The organism is Neptuniibacter sp. QD48_11, from assembly GCF_047778095.1.
Taxonomy (GTDB): Bacteria; Pseudomonadota; Gammaproteobacteria; order Pseudomonadales; family Balneatricaceae; genus Neptuniibacter.
In genome coordinates this window covers 1,025,702-1,048,038 of record NZ_CP180551.1, presented here as the reverse complement: position 1 = coordinate 1,048,038, position 22,337 = coordinate 1,025,702, and the positions used below count along the sequence as shown (strand labels likewise).

Annotated in this window: 19 protein-coding genes; 5 read left to right on the top strand and 14 right to left on the bottom strand. The window is 43.7% G+C overall.

Annotated features, from left to right (window positions below; all coding sequences use genetic code 11):
• Positions 1-290 precede the first annotated feature (290 nt).
• The gene (locus ACMXYU_RS04665) at positions 291-941 is read left to right on the top strand and encodes a putative 2OG-Fe(II) oxygenase (protein ID WP_415900432.1); all 651 of its coding nucleotides are present in this window, start codon (positions 291-293) and stop codon (positions 939-941) included.
• Positions 942-955: 14 nt separating this feature from the next.
• Here ACMXYU_RS04665 and ACMXYU_RS04660 read toward each other — a convergent pair whose 3' ends face one another.
• Genes ACMXYU_RS04660 through ACMXYU_RS04630 form a run of 7 tightly spaced genes read right to left on the bottom strand, consistent with a single transcriptional unit; the run spans position 956 to position 6,204 of the window.
• Positions 956-1,237, bottom strand: coding sequence for an HlyU family transcriptional regulator (locus tag ACMXYU_RS04660; RefSeq protein WP_415900431.1), 282 nt, complete (start codon positions 1,235-1,237; stop codon positions 956-958).
• 30 nt (positions 1,238-1,267) lie between these two features.
• Positions 1,268-2,131 carry an aminotransferase class IV gene (locus tag ACMXYU_RS04655; RefSeq protein ID WP_415900430.1) on the bottom strand — a complete coding sequence of 288 codons (864 nt, stop codon included), beginning with the start codon at positions 2,129-2,131 and terminating at the stop codon, positions 1,268-1,270.
• Positions 2,132-2,147: 16 nt separating this feature from the next.
• Positions 2,148-2,993 carry a DUF4392 domain-containing protein gene (locus tag ACMXYU_RS04650; RefSeq protein WP_415900429.1) on the bottom strand — a complete coding sequence of 282 codons (846 nt, stop codon included), beginning with the start codon at positions 2,991-2,993 and terminating at the stop codon, positions 2,148-2,150.
• Between the two features lie 33 nt (positions 2,994-3,026).
• A complete protein-coding gene (locus tag ACMXYU_RS04645) occupies positions 3,027-3,962 on the bottom strand; it encodes a biotin-dependent carboxyltransferase family protein (RefSeq protein WP_415900428.1) in 936 nt (311 codons plus the stop codon).
• Between the two features lie 5 nt (positions 3,963-3,967).
• The gene (gene pxpB, locus ACMXYU_RS04640; RefSeq protein WP_415900427.1) at positions 3,968-4,645 is read right to left on the bottom strand and encodes a 5-oxoprolinase subunit PxpB; all 678 of its coding nucleotides are present in this window, start codon (positions 4,643-4,645) and stop codon (positions 3,968-3,970) included.
• On the bottom strand, positions 4,642-5,376 hold the full coding sequence (locus tag ACMXYU_RS04635; protein ID WP_415900426.1) for a 5-oxoprolinase subunit PxpA: 735 nt from the start codon (positions 5,374-5,376) through the stop codon (positions 4,642-4,644). Before ACMXYU_RS04635 ends, pxpB begins: the two co-directional genes overlap by 4 nt.
• A 39-nt stretch (positions 5,377-5,415) precedes the next feature.
• Positions 5,416-6,204, bottom strand: coding sequence for a putative hydro-lyase (locus ACMXYU_RS04630; protein ID WP_415900425.1), 789 nt, complete (start codon positions 6,202-6,204; stop codon positions 5,416-5,418).
• A 300-nt stretch (positions 6,205-6,504) separates the two neighbouring features.
• Here ACMXYU_RS04630 and ACMXYU_RS04625 point away from each other — a divergent pair, with 300 nt between their 5' ends.
• Entirely contained in the window at positions 6,505-8,097 is a 1,593-nt protein-coding gene (locus ACMXYU_RS04625; protein WP_415900424.1) for an HD domain-containing phosphohydrolase, read from the top strand.
• 4 nt (positions 8,098-8,101) lie between these two features.
• Here ACMXYU_RS04625 and ACMXYU_RS04620 read toward each other — a convergent pair whose 3' ends face one another.
• Positions 8,102-10,294 (bottom strand): CHASE2 domain-containing protein, encoded by a 2,193-nt coding sequence (locus ACMXYU_RS04620; protein WP_415900423.1) that lies wholly within the window; start codon positions 10,292-10,294, stop codon positions 8,102-8,104.
• A gap of 3 nt (positions 10,295-10,297) precedes the next feature.
• Positions 10,298-12,556, bottom strand: coding sequence for a GspE/PulE family protein (locus ACMXYU_RS04615; protein WP_415900422.1), 2,259 nt, complete (start codon positions 12,554-12,556; stop codon positions 10,298-10,300).
• Positions 12,557-12,621: 65 nt separating this feature from the next.
• On the opposite strand from ACMXYU_RS04615, the gene ACMXYU_RS04610 reads away from it, so the two are divergent.
• Positions 12,622-13,380, top strand: a complete 759-nt coding sequence (locus ACMXYU_RS04610; protein WP_415900421.1) for an MBL fold metallo-hydrolase — start codon at positions 12,622-12,624, stop codon at positions 13,378-13,380.
• Between the two features lie 13 nt (positions 13,381-13,393).
• On the opposite strand, the gene ACMXYU_RS04605 is transcribed toward ACMXYU_RS04610, so the two are convergent.
• The 4 genes from ACMXYU_RS04605 to uvrB form a co-directional block, all read right to left on the bottom strand.
• Entirely contained in the window at positions 13,394-15,169 is a 1,776-nt protein-coding gene (locus ACMXYU_RS04605) for a FecR domain-containing protein (protein ID WP_415900420.1), read from the bottom strand.
• Positions 15,170-15,180: 11 nt separating this feature from the next.
• Positions 15,181-16,482, bottom strand: coding sequence for a surface lipoprotein assembly modifier (locus ACMXYU_RS04600; protein WP_415900419.1), 1,302 nt, complete (start codon positions 16,480-16,482; stop codon positions 15,181-15,183).
• A gap of 112 nt (positions 16,483-16,594) precedes the next feature.
• Entirely contained in the window at positions 16,595-17,374 is a 780-nt protein-coding gene (locus ACMXYU_RS04595; protein WP_415900418.1) for a FecR domain-containing protein, read from the bottom strand.
• Positions 17,375-17,486: 112 nt separating this feature from the next.
• On the bottom strand, positions 17,487-19,511 hold the full coding sequence (uvrB, locus tag ACMXYU_RS04590; RefSeq protein WP_415900417.1) for an excinuclease ABC subunit UvrB: 2,025 nt from the start codon (positions 19,509-19,511) through the stop codon (positions 17,487-17,489).
• A gap of 287 nt (positions 19,512-19,798) precedes the next feature.
• Here uvrB and ACMXYU_RS04585 point away from each other — a divergent pair, with 287 nt between their 5' ends.
• Both ACMXYU_RS04585 and ACMXYU_RS04580 read left to right on the top strand, forming a co-directional pair.
• Complete coding sequence (locus ACMXYU_RS04585) at positions 19,799-20,986, top strand: pyridoxal phosphate-dependent aminotransferase (RefSeq protein WP_415900416.1); 1,188 nt, start codon at positions 19,799-19,801, stop codon at positions 20,984-20,986.
• Positions 20,987-21,137: 151 nt separating this feature from the next.
• A complete protein-coding gene (locus ACMXYU_RS04580; RefSeq protein ID WP_415900415.1) occupies positions 21,138-21,653 on the top strand; it encodes a disulfide bond formation protein B in 516 nt (171 codons plus the stop codon).
• Between the two features lie 56 nt (positions 21,654-21,709).
• On the opposite strand, the gene ACMXYU_RS04575 is transcribed toward ACMXYU_RS04580, so the two are convergent.
• A complete protein-coding gene (locus ACMXYU_RS04575; RefSeq protein ID WP_415900414.1) occupies positions 21,710-22,249 on the bottom strand; it encodes a carboxymuconolactone decarboxylase family protein in 540 nt (179 codons plus the stop codon).
• Positions 22,250-22,337 lie beyond the last annotated feature (88 nt).

The window sequence follows — 22,337 nt, the reverse complement described above, 5'->3', positions numbered from 1 at the left end:
TTATTATCATCCTCTCTCTATAAAACGCGATTTCTAACCGTCATATAAGTGTGGCCGCACCTGAAACAATCTCCTGTCCACCCCAACTACGACCACAGCTAACACGCCTAAAACTATAACCATGCTAGCTCTTATAGTCTTACACAGCATGCCATACCCCGATATTGGGATAAATGCGCATAAGTACTAGATAGATTACTTAGATGACATACGTAGTACTACGTAGAACAGCTAGATTTATCTGCAAGCAAAGATATTATGTAACAACATTCCCAAAAGGCTAATATCTTATGACAGAACAACAAATAGCTCGCCGCTTAAGGAAGTATGAAGCCGATCCAGAAAACTCATCTCCCAGCTCATCTAATGCTGGAATTGAGCTTCTGTCGCCTTTTGGGCCATTTATTGCTAAAACTAAACTACCTGTAGAACTAATCGAAAAGATTAATCTATTTGCTGACCGGCATATTTCCAAAACCGAAAGCTCAGAATTTATGCTTCCTGAAGATGTTGTTTTTGGTGGAATACCTTCTCTTGCGGAAACTGTCGGCTCATTAATTAACGATTATGTGAAGGAAGCAGAAGGTAGTCAGTTAGATAGAGCAATCTATGAAGTCTTTTGGATCGTGAGCCAATATCAAAACACACCTAGCCCAGTGCATTTCCATTCTGGTGATATTTCAGGAGTGTTATTCCTAAAAGTCCCTGAAAAGATCGACCCTGGTCAAGAAGAAAGAAACTATATCTCGGGACGCAAAGCGGGATATCTGAATTTTATCGAAGGTAATAAGCAGCGTTTTTCTAAATCACTTTTAAGTGTAAAGCCTGAGGTGGGTGATTTTTACCTTTTCCCAGGTTGGTTACTCCATGGCGCTGAACCCTTTATTGGTGAAGGGGAACGTCGCTCGATGGCATTTAACGCGACACTAGAAGTTAAATAGCTCCTGCAGGTTAACTATCTAAAAATCGTATCGCCTTGCTGATCGATCATACACTTGGCTTTACGCACCATTTCATCCGCGCATTGAGCTTCTTCCATCAAAACATCTGCACGGATAAAGCGATGAGACTGTTCGCCCTTTTCGATCACACCATTGACTCTATACCCCGCATCTTCTGATATAGGCATAGGCTTGATGATATAGCCGTTGTATTCCACCTCGATACAACTGCTCGTCGCTTCTGGTTCTGTTTTATTAGATGTGAAAAGCTCGCTGATTTTTTTAATCAGAGACATTTAAATAACCTTTGAAAAATTGATTACGTATTAATATGAAAATTTTGCTGCGGTATAAATGGCGAATGCCTTTTCCCAAATTTCACCTACTTTACCATTACCTACAGGTTGTCCATCAAGTTGTGTAACCGGAGCAATCTCTTTAGAAGAGCTAGTGATCCATAATTCATCTGCAGAACGAACCTCTTTCATTGAGATAGTTCGCTCTTCAACGGGAATCGTTCCATCTGCTTTTAAGCTATCTACAATAATCCGGCGAGTAATCCCCGGCAGGATCTGATTATCTAACTTAGGCGTCAGTACAACACCATCTTTAACGATGAAGACGTTACACGCACTGCCTTCGGTTAGCTGATGATCTGCGTTATACAACAGCGTTTCATCGCTACCTGCAGAGTAGCCTTGTTGAAAGTGGATTACGTTTCCTAACAGGGCCGTCGATTTAATATGGCAGCGTTGCCACCTTAAATCTTCTGTACTAACCAAACTGTATTGAGTTACTTTTTCTCGATCGACCGGTTCTGGATCTTTGATCGCGAAAGTGTATGCAAATATGGTCGGCTCTACACCTGTAGGATATGCATGGTAGCGCTTATCGTCCGTACCTCGGGAAACATGCACGTATACCCCTAAGTTATCGGCTTGATCATTGTTTTTATCGATCAGATCATTCAGTAAATTACGCCATTGCTCAGCGGTGAGCGAGCAATCGATTTCGATCTCTGCCAAGCCATTTAACATACGTTGGATATGTAAACCTAAACCAACCGATTGTCCCTGATAGTAAGGTATGACTTCGTAGATACCATCACCGAAGAGGAAACCACGGTCTAAGGGCGAGATACGTGCTTCTGACAACGGTAGGAAATCACCATTAAGGTATGCAATGCTCATAGAGATATCCCTCCACTTATTCTTTTACCAAACCAATAATTTGCCTTAACTCATTAATCACGCTTTGTCCTTCGGATGCTGGCAAACCATCTTCTGTTAACTCATTTTCTCTTGTCACACCATCGACGCTGCCTAATTTGGAAAGATAACGAAGTATCTCCAGGGGCTGTATATCGGCAAAAAAATCTCGATGGTTCCAAAAACTTAGAAAGGCAATAATGCCGTAGGCTCCCCAATTAGATACATCTGTAATGAGTAGCTCATCCACTTCGGTAACGGATGTCTTTATATCGAGATTTTTAAGCGCATCTTTGACATTACCCATACCTATTTCATTACCACCATCACCTATGCCGATGGTTGGGCATTTAGCATTCAGGATAAAGGTGTCAAAGCACGCAGTACGAGCGCTGATGTTTTCACCGCGCATATTGTAATAGCGACCATCTTCAGCCTGACCTGGGCGTTCAATAGAGATGACAGCTTCGGGGTTGTATTGATACAACGCTTGGAACGCTTCCAATTTGCGCTCTTTATGCTCGCCCACACGAATTTCATGAACTCTATAATCAGGCATAAGAGCCTGAGATACTGGTGGACCGCATACTATAACGGGTGTTGCACCAATTGCTTCTAAGACTTTATACAGCGCGATAGCCCCGACTGGCCCATCCGTTTCAAAAGTATCCACAACGGGGAAGCCCGTTCCAATCAATACATGCCCTCTGCATCGATTAAGCATTCGAGCTGCACGCAGGTAATAGCCAGATTCCAACTGCGGTTGGATCGTTTGCATGCCACGTAAATTTCTAGCAACCAATAGGTCTTCAATTTGCTTACTTATCGTGGCTTCATTTGGCATAACGGCACCTATACAACTGATACTTGTGGATTGCTAATTCACTTTATCTGGCTCGGTTCGTTCAAATTTTTTCTGCGTTAGTGATTGAATATTGTGCGCATCATCAATCGTGATCTGCTCAAACGAGACTTTGGCACCTGGCATCATTTGCGCCATTTTTGCGGTATCTAACGAGAGCATAGAACCAATTTTCGGGTAGCCTCCGATGGTTTGTCGATCATTCAGCAAAACGATAGGTTGCCCGTCTGCGGGGATCTGTATAGCACCATGGCAGATCCCTTCCGATAAAATCCCATCTACCGACGCTTTAACTTCAGGGCCTGATAACCGGTAACCCATGCGATCCGCTCGATCAGTAACTTCATACTCGCTACTAAAAAATATCCGCTTATCATGTTCGCTAAAAAGATGCTGTTGATAACCGCAGATAACCCGCAAGCTGGCATGTTCATCGTATTGCGGTCGATGATGCTCAGCTAGGCGATAGGCTCTAGCCTCGTTTACTTCTGTACAGTATAGAAAATCATCTTGTTGAAGCTTACCGCCATCTATACCGCCGATACCTTCTCTCATAACTGTCGCGCTGCTGGAGAAGCTAGGTTGTATCTGAAACCCACCACTCACGGCTAAATATGCTCTCGCACCTTTGGTTGCGAACCCTAACTCGATTCGATCTCCTTGTTGAATTTTCTGTGCATGCCAACACTCCCTTTCCAACCCATTAACCTTAAACGGGATATCTGCCCCAGTTACAACCATGTAGGTATCGACATGGGATTCCAGCACTAATCCGCCAACACTAACTTCCAAAAGAGAGCTATTTAAGTCATTGCCTAATAAACGATTAGCCCATTTAAAGGCCTGCGCATCTAGAGGCCCACCGGTCGTTAAACCAATCCGATGATGACCAAAACGGCCTGCATCTTGAATAAGTGTTAACAGGCCTGGCTGTAATACTTTAAAACCCATTTCCCTCATAACTGTCCGCCTAACGCGAGATATTCGTCTCGGGTAATTGGCTTAAACGTCACTCTATCCCCAACCTTAACCGGCATATTCGGCGTTTTGTCTGGGGTAAACATTTCAGTTGGACACAAACCGATCAAATTCCAGCCGCCTGGGGATTCAGCTGGATACACGGCAGTCTGCCGATCAGCGATAGCTACGGCGCCTTTAGGTACTTTTTGTCTGGGTGTGGATAAACGCGGCGCTGCGATTCTGGGATCGACCTCTCCTAAATAGGCAAACCCAGGGGCAAAACCTATGGCATAAACTCTGTACTCTTGTTGGCTGTGGATCTGGATCACTTCATCCACTTCCAAATTCGCATTTTGAGCCAACATCTCTAGGTCAGGGCCCGATTCCGGACTGTAATAAACAGGTAAAGAAACTAGATCTCCCACCTGCTGTTCAGCTTGATCGAGCTGAGTGAGTAACTCACGAAGGTGTTTTTTAATCTCCAGATGGTCACAACTAAACAGATCGTAGATCACTAACAAAGACGCATAGGAAGGAACGAGATCGATGAGCCTATCGGCTAATTCTATCTCTAACACAGAAACAGCGTGCTGTACTTTGGCAGAGGTTTCTGGACTGGCTTTATCACCAAAATAGATGATCAGCGCATTCTCCCCTGCGACTTCTATTCTCATGACTGGATTAACTCTCGGATCTCTTGGATTGCATTAACACCCTCCATATTATCCCCATGTACACACAGCGTATCGGCCTGTAGTTGAAGTTGATGGCCATTTACCGTTGTGACGGTGCTACTCTCTTTGAGCTGACGTACTTGAGCCAACATTTTCTCTTTGCTATGCACTGCTCCTGGCAGTGAACGTGACAAAAGCTTGCCATCATCGGCATAACAACGATCAGCAAATATCTCAAACCACAGTTCGATGCCTATCTTTTTTGCTTCCTCTTGATGTTGTTCCGCTTGTGGAGTGCTTTGTAACATCAACCTTAATGGTTTGTGGTAAGCCGCTATAGCACGCATAACATCTTGTAGAATTGAAGTATCCGCCATCATGTCGTTATACATCGCACCATGAGGTTTAACATAAGTAAGCTCTAGCTCTATACTGGCTGCCATCCCATCTAATGCAGAGATCTGATAAAGCAGCATCGATGTCAGTTCATCAGAGCTCACTTTTAGACTACGTCGACCAAAGCCAACAAGATCAGGATATCCCGGGTGCGCACCAATCATGACGCCGTTTTGTTTGGCGAGTGCCAATGTTTTCTGCATAACCAACGGATCACCGGCATGAAAACCACAAGCGATGTTTGCCTGATCAATATGCGGCATCACAGCCTCATCCAGTCCCATTTTCCATGAACCGAAGCTTTCACCTAGATCACAATTTAGCTTTAAACTCATTCAGTATTCCTTAAATCAAAACCTTCAATCACGCCTTGATCAGAAGATGGCAAGGCGGCTATTGGGTAGGTCTGTCACGATCATATGGCCTGGGCTGTGAGTAATGCAGAACGAGGGTTTGGCCTGTTCTATTGCCACTTGAGGCGTTACACCACATGCCCAAAAAACAGGCAGTTCACCCTTCTTAATTGTGACTGCATCGCCAAAATCAGGGTTGCGAATATCTTCAATACCGATCTCTGCAGGATCACCCAAATGTAGAGGCGCGCCATGGACAGAAGGGAAACGGCTACAGATCTGAATAGCTCGTATCGCATCTGCCGCCTTCATTGGCCGCATACTGACAACCGTATCGCCACTAAAACATCCAGCGGGCTTACAAGGGATATTGGTTCGATACATAGGCACATTAACCCCTTCAGAGATATTTCGGATCTCTAAACCATCCGCCAGAAGCGCTTCTTCGAATGAAAAGGAGCAACCTAGAACAAAGGTGACCAGATCATCTCGCCACAATCCAGATACATCTGGCAGCTCTTCGATTAACTCACCATCCCGATAGACTCGATATTTGGGAATATCAGTACAAATATTTAGATCTTCTCCTAAACTCGGCAGCATGAATTCACCTGGATTCTCGGACATACCAATCAGGGGGCAAGGCTTAGGGTTTAACTGACAAAACTGTAAAAAATCACCGGCATAATCTTTAGGTAAAATAACCAAATTACCTTGCACAAAACCCGCCGCCACTCCGGAGGTGTTATCTTGGAACTCTCCTCGACGAATCATCTGGCGTATCTGCAATGGTGATTTATCTGAATACATAATTGATCCTACTTGCTACTAAGAAACCTTTAAAAAAGCTCTATACGACTCAAGCTAGCTACATACCAAGTTTAGTCATAGCGTCATAACAAGATGGTACGTTTGAACCATTTATCTAAGTATGTACCCGATATAGAAATAAAGTCACTATTGGACTGATTTAAAAGTAATTTACTGTTCTTAATGAAAGGTCTTACTTCTATTTAGTGCTAAGATGATCAAATAGATAACCAATCTTTTAACACTATGTCGCATTCTAAAACCATTTAGATGCATTTTGGATTTTATATTGGAACCTCTATGAGTTACCTAGACACTCAGGAAGTCGTTAAACAATTAGCCGATCTAACAGGCGCTTTAACATCTGAGAAAGATCACTCAAAACTGTTAGATCGTATTATTTTGGGGTGTATGTACCTAACCAATGCGGATGGGGGAACGCTATATACACTCAATGAAGAGAATGAAAACGAACTAAAATTTTCTGTTCTTCATAACCGTTCTTTAGGCATTCATCAAAAGCCTCGCGACCTCCCTGCTGTAGAGATCCACAATGCTCAACAACAAGCCTCCAAACTGGTTGTGGTTCAAACCTTCGTTCAGAGGGAAACCATCAACATCCCCGATGTATATGACTGCGACGACTATGATTTTTCAGGTACTCGTAAGTTCGATAAACAACTAAATTACCGTTCAAAATCCTTTTTATGTGTGCCTTTACAAGACCATGAAGGGGAAATAATCGGTGTATTGCAGTTACTTAATGCTATGGATAACGAGGGCAACATTATTGCCTTCCCAGATACCCAACAGCATTTGGTTGAATCTTTAGCATCGCTTGCAGCAGCAGTATTAACGAAACGCCGCTTAATTGATGCTCAACGAATGTTATTCGAATCATTCATTAAATTAATTGGCCGTGCAATCGACCACAAATCGCCTGTGACAGGTAAGCATTGTGAACAAGTACCAGAAATAGCCATGTTAATTGCTTCAGCAGTTAACAACGCAACTGATGGAACGTTTGCTGATCTTAGCTTTAATGACCTAGAGATGTACGAGTTGCGGATCGCAGCATGGCTTCACGATTGCGGCAAGATTACCACGCCTGAATACATCATTGATAAAGCAACAAAGCTACACACAATGTTTGATCGGATAGATCTGGTTGAATCCCGTTTTCGAGAATACAAACAACATCTGCAAATTGAGTTGCTGCAACAACAGATGCAACTATCAAATGAAGAATATGCATCTGCTGAGCAAAAGCTAACTGCTCAACTGCAGCAGCTAGATATCGATTTCGATTTTATTCGTAAATCTAATACTGGCTCTGAATTTATGGCCCCTGAAGACAAAGCACGTGTGGTCAGTATCAGTGAGATTAGCTGGATTGATAGTGAAGGCAACGCACGTCATCTACTCTCCAAGGATGAAGTGGATAACTTATGTATCAGTAAAGGTACATTGACCGATGACGAACGCCAAGTGATGCGCGATCATATTAAAGTGTCGATCGACATGCTGGAATCCCTGAAATATCCCAAACAACTATCCGAAGTGCCAGAGATTGCCTGTAATCACCATGAGCATATGGATGGCAGCGGTTATCCTAGAGGGATCACAGCAGAAGATCTATCAACACGTGCGCGGATTATGTGTATCGCTGATATTTTTGAAGCCCTAACTTCACCAGATCGCCCGTACAAGAAAGGCATGCTGCTATCACAAGCGATGACTATCTTGGGTCGGATGGTGGAAGATAATCATCTGGATGCCGATCTGTTCAAACTGTTTGTCGAAAGCGGTACTTATCTGGAATATGCACAATCGCATATGACCCCGCGTCAGATCGATGAGTTTGATCCAACATCCCTACCCGGCTTAAAATAATCGCTTATTTGCTGGTGTGGCTATAAACGCCACGCCAGTCAGCAGCTGGCGGAACATCTTTGAATTCGGCAATACGGTGAAGATAGATTCGCGTCATAATGTCATCGGGGTGATCTAATAGGAATTTCCCAAATCGCTCTTCTGCTAAAGCCCACTCTTTTTGAACATAAGCCGCTATCGCTGAAGAAAAGAGTTCGATACTAGACTGCTGTTGAGATGTGCACGCCTCGCGCAAACAGATGGGCTCATAAATATCTACAGGCTCACTACGACCTTTCACCTGTACGCGATCTAACTTCCGATAACTATACTCCGGCACCAGAGATACTACTTCCCCACTAACTAAAAGTGGTGTTCCATAATATTTGGTCAGCCCTTCCAACCTTGAGGCAAGGTTTACTGCATCCCCCATCACGGTATAAGCCATACGGAAACTCGATCCCATGTTACCCACATTCATAGGGCCACTATTAATTCCCATCCCCACCTCTACGGTCGGTAAGCCCTCTTTTTCTAGTTGCTTATTTAGTTCCGGTAAGGCATCCAGCATTTTCATCGCCGAGATTAATGCATTACGGGCATGGTTCTCATCTTTAAGGGGCGCGCCCCAGAAGGCCATCACCGCATCACCTATATATTTATCCACAGTCCCACGTTGTTCATGGATAATTTGAGTCATACCGGTAAGGTAAATATTCATCAAACGGGTTAACTGTTGTGGGTTAAGCTGCTCAGACAAACTTGTAAAACCACGAACATCCGAGAAGAACACACTCATCTCGCGGTTTTCACCGCTCAACTGTACGCTTTGATCTTGTTCGCTCAATTCCTCCACTACTTCTGGCGGTATATATTGACCGAATTGAGTTGCCAATTGAGCGATATTACGCGCTTCGAAAAAGTAACCTGTGGTTTGCTGAAAAAGATAAAGCACTGATACCAGAATTAAGGTGTAACCCAATGGGATCACCCAGAACATCTGTTGCCATGCATATAAATTTGCACCCACCAACAGAGCAACCCACACCAATGTGAATAAGGTCGAGGTTAAAACCGAAACTCGAGGAATAATCAACGACAGCAACAAGCCACTCACAATCAACTGAATCAACTCAACCCCTAAGGTGTAATCAGGCTGATGCTGAATGCGTTCGTCTAGCATGCCCGACAGAATATTTGCATGAACTTCGACACCCGAGTATCGGTTACTCATCGGCGTTACTCGTAGATCCAACAGGCCAGCAGCGCTGGTGCCGACAAGGATGATCGCGCCTTCCAACTGTTCTGCATCGGCCGTACCACGAATCACATCGGTTGCAGATATATAAGGAAAACTACCTTGAGGGCCTCGATAAGGTACTAATACCGCACCATGTTGATCTACTGGAATACGCACCCCAGCAGCATCCACAGCTACTAATGCATCTTGCTTGCCAGTGACATCCGATTCAATAACCGACGTCACAGATTCTTCTCCAAACAAAGCCAAAAGCATTGAAAGGGCCAGAGAGGGATAATAATTCTCTTCATAGCGCTGGATCACGGGCACACGGCGATACACACCATCGGAATCTACCATCGGGTTATCAAAGAAGCCGTTCCAAACACTGACGCTATGGAGTTCAGTAAGGCTGGAGATTATTCCACTCGCTTCAGGAATGGGTAACCGATCTAAACGCTCATCATCACTAATCACCGGACTACCGGGATGGCCTATCTGTAATTTTTTCAAACTTCGGTCAAACAGATAGCCTAATACGACAGGACGATCGGCAATCGCTTTCGAGAAAATTGCGTCAGAATTTAATTTTTCTATAAGCTGATCTAGCGTTTTCCCTTCCGATTCTGATGCCAGTTGTTTAAGTGCAGATAAATCGACACTTTGATCAGCCTCTGAGAAAACCATATCAAAGCCAACAATAGCGACCCCGTATTGGTCGAAAAGCTGATCCAACATCAATGCCAACTTTGCTCGATTCCAAGGCCAGCGCCCCTCCGCTGCCAAGCTTTTCTCATCCACATCGACTATTACAATGCGCGGATCTTTTTCTTCGGATAAAAACTGCCTTAAGCGCAGGTCATAGAGGTCATATTCAAAACGCTCTAACAGCTCAAGACGATCGCCCTGAATCACAGGTATCAACATCACTAAAGTGAGTATCAAGCCTAAAACAGTACGTATCCAACGTTGTTTCATCGTTTATTCTGCCGTCACTCTGCGCAATTGATCAAAATCGATGTCGCCCTTAAGCACTTTCTGAATTCCATCCTGCAACAAGCTACGCATACCATCCGAAATCGCTTGTTCACGTATCTCACCTATTGTTGACCCTTGATAGATTTTTTCTTTCATTTCAGGGGTCGATATTAATAGTTCGTGAATGCCTGTACGCCCTCGATAACCGGTATGATTACATTCCTCACAACCTACCGCTTTATAGAGCTTAACCTTATCTCCCATAATAAGTTCACCCGCTTGCTCACCATAACGACGCAGCAAGAAAGCAATCTCATCATTTGAAGCTTTGTAAGCCTTACGACAACTTGGGCAGAGTGTTCTTACCAAACGCTGCGCCAACACTCCTAAGAGTGCATCCGAAAAGCTAACTGGATCTATGCCTAAATCCAGCAAACGCGTAATGGTTTCAGGAGCAGAGTTTGTATGCAGTGTTGATAACACTAGATGACCGGTCAGCGATGCCTCTACAGCCGCATGCGCCGTTTCCTGATCTCGCATCTCACCAATAAGAATAATATCGGGATCTGCTCGTAAAAACGCACGTAGCGCTGCTGCGAAGGTAAAACCGGTTTTAGGTTGAACCTGCACTTGTTGCAAGCCGGGCTGTGTAATCTCAACAGGATCTTCTGCTGTCCAGATTTTCTTCTCCGGCGTGTTTAAGGTGGCCAGCAATGCATGCAGAGTGGTCGTTTTACCTGAACCTGTAGGACCAACCACCAACAAAATACCGTGTGGATTTTCTAGTAGCTCTTTGACGCCATCTTGAATTGGCTTAACAAAATTAAGTTGGTCAAAAGCAACTGGTTCACCACTTTGCAACAAACGCATGACCACGCCTTCACCGTTTACAGTAGGAATGGTCGCTACGCGGACTTCCAATGGGTGACCTTGCAAACGCACCGCAAATTTACCATCTTGAGGTAGACGTTTTTCGGCTATATCTAGGCGCGACATAATCTTGATGCGCGATACAGTGGCTTTAGCATGGGTCGCGGGTATCTGAATAATATCTTGGCAAACACCATCTATACGCATACGTACGTTGGTCGGTGTTCTGCCTTTGCCCGGTTCAATATGAATATCCGATGCTCTCAGGCGCTTCGCATCGAGCAATACTCGGTTAACCAAGCGAACAACGGTTGAATCTTCCTCTGAGACTTCATCGTTTTCAGCAACCGTGTCGTCAATATCCATTTCAGCACTATCATCTAGCTCATCAAGAATAGTGCTGAGATTTGCGCTGTCCTTTTGACCGCCTCCGGACACTACCCCTAGGTACTGATGAATATCATCCAGTAAACCAACGCATATGTGAGCATCTCTTTGGCCTACGACATTTTTAATTTCAATCAGTCGCTTAGTATCATTAGGATCATCAATTAAAATTAGAACCGTGTCACTATTCTGTTCAGATAGCAGAACAAGATTGCTATTACGTAGATAAGCCTTATTTACCTTTTCACATAAGGGATGAAGAAAGTACTTTTCTGGGTTGTAAGCAATAAAAGGGACTTGATAAAAGCACTCTAATGACTGACCAACCTGCTGGCTGGTTAGTCTGGCATTATCCCTTAATAATCGAGTGAGTGGCGTTCTAGCATCAGCTTTCTTCTCAAGCTGATCAAAAACCTTCCGCTCAATTAGATTCTGCTCTAAAAGGTATTCAAACGGTGTTTCAGTACAACCAAAATCATAACGGAATTTTTGCCCAAGCAGCTCAGCAAATTGCCGCCCCCTTTTTAGATCGATCGCTGAAAAGGATTTTCCATCTTGCCGATTTATTATTTGGATAACACCGAGTAATACATCTTGGTAAAGAATAGGAAGCACCAGCATAGAGCGACTGGTAAATTCGATATCCTTTTCAAAGGAAGCATTGAAACGTAAGGATGGATGTATTTTTTCCAGCTCATCCGAATCTCGTACATCCTTGATTGTTATCGCTTTTTTACTTAGCGCCACAAAACCTGCGATAGATGACGCAGTAATAGGCACACGAATTTCGGTTAAATCTTCACCCGTTTTAAAACGAGAAACAATATCCTTGCTCGAGCGATTTCGTTGGTATACGGTGATACGCTGAGCATTAAACAAAGCGAGTAATGTCTTTTCGACCAGAGGGTAAGCTTCTTCAAAGCTTTTAGCCTGATGGATCTTACTCAGCACTTTAGTTAAACGAGAATAAAACTGCTGTGTATCCTTTTCTATCGCTTTTGTCATGCTCTACTACCATAATGTCAGTATTATAGTTTTCTAATTAAAGATAGCCGCACCAGAGGTGGGAAGTGAAGCTCGAAATTCTTGGTTGCAGTGGCGGTATCGGCCATGGTTTAAAAACAACAACTTTTTTAGTAGACGATTCCTTGTTAATCGACGCCGGCACCGGTGTTGAGCTTTTAAAGATGGATCAGATGCTCGCTATTAAAGATATCGTTATCACCCATGCTCATCTAGACCATATCATTGGCCTGCCATTAATGCTGGCAACTATTTATGATCAGCATAAAACACCTATCGATATCTATGCGCTTCCAGAGGTTGTCGAGGCTTTAAAAACTCACATCTTTAATTGGACAATTTGGCCAGATTACACCTGTTTGCCTGAAAATAAACCGATCATCAATCTGCATTCGGTAAACGTCGGTGATCAGCTATCCCTTCAAGGTAAAACCATAGAAGTAATCCCTGCCGAGCACCCATCACCAACCGTTGGTTATTTAGTATCAGACGGCCAAGCCTCATTTGCCTTTAGTGGTGATACAGGTATCAATAACGCACTCTGGCCCATTCTAAACACTAAAAAACCTGACCTACTTATCATCGATGTATCCTTTACCGATGAAGTTGATGAACTCGCTCGATTGAGCGGCCATCTGACACCAAGTCATCTTGCAAGCCAGCTGGAACTACTGAGCCATCCCGCTCGGGTAATGATTACCCATCTTAAGCCGGGATTCGAAGATACGATTATGCAGCAGTGTCGCCAAATCTTACCAAGCTGGCAGATCGATCGTTTGCACCACGGCGATATTATTAACCTCTAATAACCACCCCCTATTAAGGGGATGGCATAGCTTCTAGTAGAATCGTGCCCGAAATAGTCCCTGTGGTCCCCGTTCCAGCATTTTCACCAGAAGCGCCGTAACTGGTCACTGCACCCTCGGCACCCGCACCAACAAAATCAATAGTCATACGACCAGACATATCTGTGCTAGCTCCGCAGTCACCGCCGGTACAAACCCCTGTAAGTTTGACATCTCCACCGCTCAGCACATTGTTCAAACTCATATTGGCATTTGCATCTTCACGCAATGCATAGTCACGACCAGCGACATTGGCTTCAATACCTATCTCTAGCAACTGTTCACTATCAAAATCCACACGAAAATAGGTACCACTATAGAGATGCCCGCCTGTGCCTCCACCATAAACGAAATCATTTAAGGAACCGGTAGCACCTGTTTCAATTTCTGGTTTGGTATAGGCGCCTGCGGTAGACTCCAAACGATAAACATAATCACCTGTTTTAGCCAAGACATTAGCAGCAGGTGTTAGGCCATCAGCATACATAAACTGGAAGCTACCATCTGTTTCAACCTCAGAACCATTTTCTAACACCGTGTAACCTGTACCCCAACGCCCCCAAGTGACATTAGTACCACCAATTGTTTTAGTATTGTTCTCTGACAAGCTGGTGGCAGTTGAAGGACTGGTAAAACTACAAGGAGAACAGTTATTGTCCGTCGAGTTGCTGGAATCTAGATAAACTAAACCTGTAACCACATCTCCTGTGCCTATGGTTTTATCAACTGTAATAGCTGATTGACCATCAACAATGACTCGTCCGGAACTACCATTTAAACCTTTTACTGGATCTTTTTCGGTGAAAGCTACGGCAACCAAACTACCCATAGACGCAGCTTCGCCATTACCCGTTGGGTTTGGAGAAGCTAATACAACCTCTTGGTTGTTATTAGTTTCTGCTTGAGGATCTGAAGCTGGAACGGTGCTACCAGTACTATCACTCGTCGTTGTAGTTGTAGTATTTAGATCTAATGTTGTTGAGGAGTCCTCACTCTCGGCACTTACAGAAGTTTGCTCAGTAGTTTCAGATGTGGATTCTTGCGAAGAAGACTCATCAGTAGTCGTACTTTCGTCTGTTTCAGTTGAAGATGACTCTTCTTGCTGTGCAGTCTCTTCTTCCAAGGACTCTTCCGATTCGGATGACTCGGTAGTTTCTTCAGAAGTCTCGGTTGCTGCTGGAGTTTTAAATACATTAACAGAGCCACGAGGACCAACTAGGCTAAAAGAGCGGCCCGATGCGATATCACGACTTCCACCTTGTTTAGCCGAAACATTAATCTTGCCTTGGCTTACAGAGCCTGAAACCCGCTCCCCTACTTTTTCCACACTGAAGTCAGTACCTCGAATACCGATGGTGGCAACCACAGCGTCCAGTTTGTAATCTTCTTTATCTACCTTACCTATCTTACCCGATATAGTGCGCATACCACCTTTTAGCAGTTTGTAAATCGCCTTACCATCTTCAGGGTTAGCTTCATCAAAGCGGTAATCATCAATTTTAAATTCTGTATTCGGTTTTAATGACAGTCGAGACCCATCGGTAAAACGTATCTGTAACCGCCCTTTAGCACTGGTTTTCAATAGATCATTGGCAAACACATCGGCCTGACGTTTTAAAGCACGTTCATCACCTGCCGTGGAAACCGCCACATTCTGACCAAAACTTAGTATTACTTTGCCAACACTCTCAGCAGAGTGTGAAAAACTGCTGACTACAAGCAATAAAGAGGTAAATATAAAGAGCTTCATAAATGATCACCTCAATGGAAGTTATAGCGCAAACCAAGCATAACCTGCTGACGGTCATACTCATAAAGCTCTATATTTGAATCAGATTTTGTAAAACTGTAGTTCCCCAACACTGTCCAAGAAGGACCTACAACCCACTCTAGGTTTAGATTAGCTGACATATATTTATCATGGCGCTTCACACCATAAATCCAATCATTACCTGCATATTCACTGTCTTGGTAAGTGATTGAAGGCGTAACCTTTAAGCTTTTAAGAGGACTTAGTTGAACCCCAACATTGCCACCCCAAAAAACTCGATCTACTTGCCCATCCGACAGAATATTGGACTCATCAGGTGTTTCATTACCAATAAAGCCACCCACAAAATAAAGTGGATTCCATGATCCTGTTCCAGCATAGAGGTAATTAACGCCTGCATTTAGCTGTAAAGCATCTTTCCAATCTGAGTCATCGTAGACGAGTGAATTAGCGCCAATAAAGATTTTAGCAATTGAATTGCGGCTAACCTGTTTGCTCCATTGGCCATTTACACTATACATATCCCTATATTGTTCACTATCTAAAAGATATTTTTGTAATGAGAAATTAATTTGGAACTGTTGGTCATCCATTTTCCAAAGATGACCGCCACTCAAAGTTATATTCTTATAATCCTGCTCATCTTCTGTGTGGTAATAACGCATATCAGCATGCGCCCCAAATAAAAGAGCATTATCTGAGCTATAAGCATGTTCAATAAAGCCCCCTAGACGAACCTGATTAAACTGATCGTCCTTACCTAATGCATCACTACTTAATATAACCACATTCGTTTGATCATCAGGGCCAGCGTTCAAATTACTATCATACCCTGCCCAAACTTCGACAAAGCTTGTGAACTTAGTTGGAGGAACAGTAGTTTTCTTATCGATCAGGGAGAGGTATTGATCAATACGATTGGCAACCGTCTGAGGTGGATTGATTTTTTTAACTTGTAGAAAGAGTTGCTTAGCTTTATCAAACTGATTTAAAAGGTAATAACCTCGCGCTAATTCCAGCTTAGCTAAAGAGTTATTAGGTTCTAAAAAAATAACTCGTTCAAGCGCAAAAACACCTTCACTTACACGCTTACTATCAATGGCTGCAACCCCATATTGCATATCAAACCCTGGATCACCTTCCAGGCTCTCCAGGTTAGATATAGCCAACTGGTAGGCCTGCTCATATTTTCCCTGATCAACTAAATTTTTCAGATCAATGACCGTGTCGGCCATAACTAATGAGGAAAGGCAGTAAAGACCTGCAGCCAAATACTTAGGTAACTTACTCACTCTTAACACTCTCCCAGCTTAAGAGGATATAAAAATTCAAACATTATCAATGTTTTGGGAATAGTGCTATCTCATGCCAACACTATTCATAGGAATTTAGTATATAGATCAATTAAGGGTAAGTATTTGGACCGCGATTTGGTGACGGGGTATTAGCTCCACCCTGATTTGGCGTAACATCCAGATTCAAATTTAGCTTTTCATTAGCATTTAATGCTGGAATCTGATTATTTCCTGCTCCTGACATTAAATCAGGCCCCATATCTTGGAGTAATTCAAACAATTTGAAGGGGGTTTGGCGGATTTTCAGGTTACTACCATCTCCACCAAGAAAGAAATAGCGTCCCATCTGAATGGGAGCCCTAATCGATTTGTTACCTACAACGATTTCACCTTCTAAGACATATCCATAGAGGCCCATTTGCGCCCGCATTGTTTCCTGGCAAGTTTTATCACAATAAAACAGTGTGTAGTGAGTTCCTCTCACGCCTATGGTCGCTATCGGCGTGTGGACCTCATAACTCTCTTTGTTGTTATCGCTAATTGCACCCGTCAAAGTTCGCAAACCTCCTTTTAAAAGGCGATAAACCGATTTTCCATCTTCTGGTTTGCTTTTGCTGAAACGGTATTCTTCAACATTAAAAAGGGTATCAGGGCGAAGGGATAGACGCGATCCATCCGTAAAACGAATCTGTAAGCGACCTTTAGGTCCAGTAGCAATACTATCAAGAGAGTAAATTTCAGATTTCCGCTTCAACTGCCTAACATCGCTCTTCGGAAGCTGAGCGGTATTGTTACCCACACTTAACAGTACGTGCCCTGCTTTGCCTGCAGACATTGCACTTGGCGAAAAAACAACAGCAACAACGATTGGCAGCAGCCACTTAATCATCAACCTAACTCCATTTATAAACTAATAGCTTGTTTTACCAACCAGCTGTCGGTTTAGTAATCAGTGTAGCCAAGCTTTATCCAAATGATAAAACTTCAATCCTGCATCAAGTTTAATTAACAAAAGTGTGTTGTTTCAGTGTTTGCAACTCGTCTCTATACTTAGCAGCCAACTCAAATTCGAGGTTCTTCGCCGCCTCATACATTTTATCTTCGATCTTAGTTATCGCTTTAGAGAGCTCTTTTGGTGATAACTGTGCAGCATCATCCACTTGATACTCAGCAGCCTGCTCCGCGACTTTCTTAGCTGTACGAGAAGCTTTACGACCAGGCACAGTACTCGCCCCTTCCATAATATCAGCAACGGATTTACTGATACTTTGCGGAACAATACCGTTTTCTTCGTTAAAGGTTATCTGCTTTTGACGGCGACGCTCAGTTTCATCCATTGATCGCTGCATCGAACCAGTAATCTTATCGGCATACAGAATAGCCCTGCCGTTAACATTACGCGCGGCGCGGCCAATTGTCTGAATCATCGATGTTTCTGAACGCAAGAAACCCTCTTTATCCGCATCCAAAATAGCAACCAGAGAGACCTCTGGCATATCTATCCCTTCCCGAAGCAAGTTAATGCCGACAAGTACATCAAACTCTCCTATACGGAGGTCACGGATAATTTCGACACGTTCAACCGTATCTATATCCGAATGCAGATAACGTACCCGAACACCATGTTCATCTAGGTACTCTGTAAGATCTTCAGCCATGCGTTTGGTTAACACGGTAACGACTACACGCTCTTTCTTAGCGACCGTTAACCGTATTTCAGACAGAAGATCATCTACTTGAGTTGATGCTGGACGGACTTCTACGACAGGATCGACTAGGCCTGTTGGTCGAACTACCTGTTCCACCACCTGCTGCTGATTTTCTGCCTCATACTTACTTGGTGTCGCTGAGACAAAAATCATCTGCGGAGACTCGCGTTCCCACTCTTCAAACTTCATCGGTCGATTGTCCAATGCAGAAGGAAGACGGAAGCCAAACTCCACCAACGTTTCTTTACGTGAGCGGTCACCACGATACATTGCGCCAATCTGTGGGACTGTTACATGAGATTCATCCAAAACCAGCAAGGCATTATCTGGCAGGTAATCAAACAAGGTCGGCGGCGCAGCCCCAGGCTCACGCCCAGAAAGGTAACGGGAGTAGTTTTCGATACCAGAGCAATAACCCAACTCCATGATCATCTCCATATCATAGAGAGTGCGCTGTTCTAAACGCTGAGCTTCAACTAACTTATTATTCTCACGTAACTGCTCAAGACGCTCACGAAGCTCATCTTTAATCTTATCCACAGCTGCCAAAAGCGTTTCTCGAGGCGTAACATAATGGCTCTTTGGATAGATGGTAGCGCGTGGAACACGGCGTAAAACTTCGCCTGTTAACGGATCGAAGTAACTAATCTCTTCGATCTCTTCATCGAATAACTCAATGCGAACCGCTTCTTTCTCCGATTCTGCAGGAAAAATATCAATAACATCACCACGTACTCGATAATTACCACGGTGAAGTTCAACATCATTACGTGTGTATTGCAGCTCTGCTAGGCGACGCAGAATGGCACGTTGATCGATAATTTCACCGCGATCCACATGCAGCATCATGCCTAGATATGATTTTGGGTCACCCAAACCATAAATCGCAGAAACCGTTGCAACAATGATGGCATCATCTCTCTCCAACAACGCTTTAGTTGCGGACAGACGCATCTGCTCGATATGGTCATTTATCGATGCATCTTTCTCGATGAAGGTATCAGAAGAAGGCACATAGGCTTCTGGCTGGTAGTAATCGTAATAAGAGACGAAATACTCAACCGAATTATCCGGAAAGAACTCCTTAAACTCCCCGTATAACTGGGCAGCCAAGGTTTTGTTATGGGCCATGATAATAGTAGGACGCTGAACTTGAGCAATCACATTCGCAATAGTGAACGTTTTACCTGAGCCCGTTACACCCAAAAGAGTTTGTGAGGCTAAACCAATATCAATGCCATCAACTAACTCTTTAATGGCCTGCGGCTGATCGCCTGCGGGCGTAAACTTCGAGTGGACTTTAAATCGTTCTTTCATTCTGCGACCCAATTTCGAGCAAAGCTGAGCATTATATCTCAGCAGCTGCTACTTTTACTTGCATAAATACGTATTAAAAAGACCGCTCTTAAGAGAAAAAAGTTTCCTTTAATCAATTTATTGATCTGAAAAGGTATTTTTTCGCTCAAACAGGATTCATGCGGGCTATTGTTTGCTGTATCATATGCGGGTTTGGAAACTCCTAGCTAACACAATATTTAAAGCGGGATTTCTGCTGATTAATGTCGGTATCTGCAATGCAGATATTCTTATCGAGGAACTTAGGCTTGAACGTTCAACTTTCAGACCGCGTCAACAACATCAAACCTTCTCCAACGCTGGCGGTTACTAACCGTGCAGCTGAACTGCGCGCGGCAGGTAAGAACATTATTGGCCTGGGCGCTGGCGAGCCCGATTTTGATACTCCGGATCATATCAAACAGGCTGCCATCCAGGCGTTGAATGAAGGTTTCACAAAATACACCGCTGTAGATGGTACACCGGCATTAAAGACAGCCATTATTAACAAATTCAAGAACGATAACGGTCTTGAATATGCTGCTAACCAGATTCTTGTTTCTTGTGGCGGTAAGCAAAGCTTCTTTAACCTATCTTTAGCCCTGCTAAATGCAGGTGATGAAGTCATCGTACCAGCTCCGTACTGGGTATCTTACCCAGACATGGTAAAAATGGCGGATGCTGTCCCTGTGATTGTTACTACAACTCAGGAACAGCGCTTCAAGATGACTGCTGAGCAACTAGAAGCTGCAATTACAGATAAGACACGTTTAGTCGTACTAAACAGCCCTTCAAACCCTACAGGTGTTGCTTACACACTGGACGAATTGAAAGCGCTAGCTGAAGTACTACTTAAACACCCGCAAGTACTGGTTGCGACTGATGATATGTATGAGCACATCCGTTTTAACGATGAGCCATTCGTAAACATCCTTAACGCATGCCCAGAGCTTTACGAGCGTACAATCGTTCTAAATGGTGTATCCAAAGCATACTCTATGACAGGTTGGCGTATCGGCTATGCAGCTGGCCCGCTTGCATTGATTGGCGCAATGAAGAAGATCCAATCACAGAGCACGTCTAACCCGACTTCGATTGCACAAGTTGCAGCACAAGCAGCACTTGAAGGCTCTCAAGAGTGCGTAGCAGAGATGGTTGTAGCATTTAAAGCACGCCACGAATATGTTGTTAACACACTAAACAGCATCAACGGTGTTAGCTGCATCCCTGCTGATGGCACGTTCTATGCATTCCCAAGCTTCCAAGAAGTGATCGATAACGATGATCGTTTTGCTAACGATATCGAATTGGCTGAGTTCCTTCTAAACGAAGCGGGCGTTGCTCTGGTACCAGGTTCTGCATTTGGTGCGCCGGGTAATATGCGCCTATCTTTCGCAACTAGCATGGAAGTGCTAGAAGACGCATTGGGTCGTATCCGTAAAGCACTAGAAGCTTAAACGAATTTTTGATCTAAAAAACCGAGCCTCTGCGCTCGGTTTTTTTCTGCCTAATGAAAATATATTGATATCTGTACTTTTCTTAGTAAGAACTTGAACCTTATCATCTTAAGTGACTCAGATATTTGTTCACTGTTTGGGAGACTCGTTAATGTTGGACAAATTAACTTGCCTTAGCCGTTCTGCTTTTTTCTGGTTAAGCTTAATTTTCATCGGCATCAGCATGGAGGCAGTAGCCCTCTATTATCAATACGCTTTGGACTACTACCCTTGCGTCTTATGTATCCATATTCGCATCTGGCTTTTCGCTCTGATTATCGTAGCAATATTCGGTCTGTTTACACGTAAACATGGATGCCTGAGTAAACTAAGCCACTTGCTAACACTCGTTGTCGGAATCGGTCTCGTAGAACGCTCATGGAAGACCCTAGCAGTAGAGCGCAACTGGATAGTGGATAGCTGCAGTATGGACAGCGGTTTGCCTAACTGGTTTGCACTTGATCAATGGATCCCATCGGTTTTTGCTCCTTGGGAACCTTGCGGCTATACCCCTGAGCTACTGTTCGGTATCACTATGGCAGAAGGCTTAATGGCATTTTCTGCACTGTTGGCAGCAACAGCAGCCGTTTTCTTCGGGCTACAGTTTAGATCTACACAATCTAACTAATTCCCCATTTACTGAAAAGGCGAACACTTAATAGTGCTCGCCTTTTTTATTAGTAGCTAGGCGTAAGTTTGGAATTTCTCATCCAAAGGAGTCTGAGCTATGTAATTTACATAGTTACTCATTACCTTTTGCGACAATCCCAGAATTATTCCAAGCAGATGCTTCTGTTCATAACCTGCCGAGAAGAAAGCATCAAGCTGCTCATCAGAGATACGTCCTCGCTCACGAACAATAGCCAAAGTTGTGTCATGCAATACTTGCAACTTTTGTGTAGGTAGAGCTGTTTTGTTTCTTAACGCCTCATTGACAGCGGGATCCACTTTCATCATGTCTGCAATCAAGCTATGTGCTGGCACACAATACTCACAGCCGTGTTCGACATTAATCGTCTGCCAAACTACCGTTAGCTCAGCTGCATTGAAGTCTGTTTGTTGAAATAAGGTATGTAACTGCTGATAGGCTTCCAGTACAACTGGCTCTTCACCTAACACGGCATGTAAATTTGGAATCATGCCAAAATTCTTCAACGAGTTTTCAAACAGTGCTTTAGTCCCTTGAGGGGCCGATTCCATCGTGTGTAATTTGAATTTACTCATCATTTCTCCATTTACTAATCGATTTAGCCTATGCAAGAACGCCTTCCCCACAAAAACAGATCAAGCCAGCCATATTTGAACAACTGTT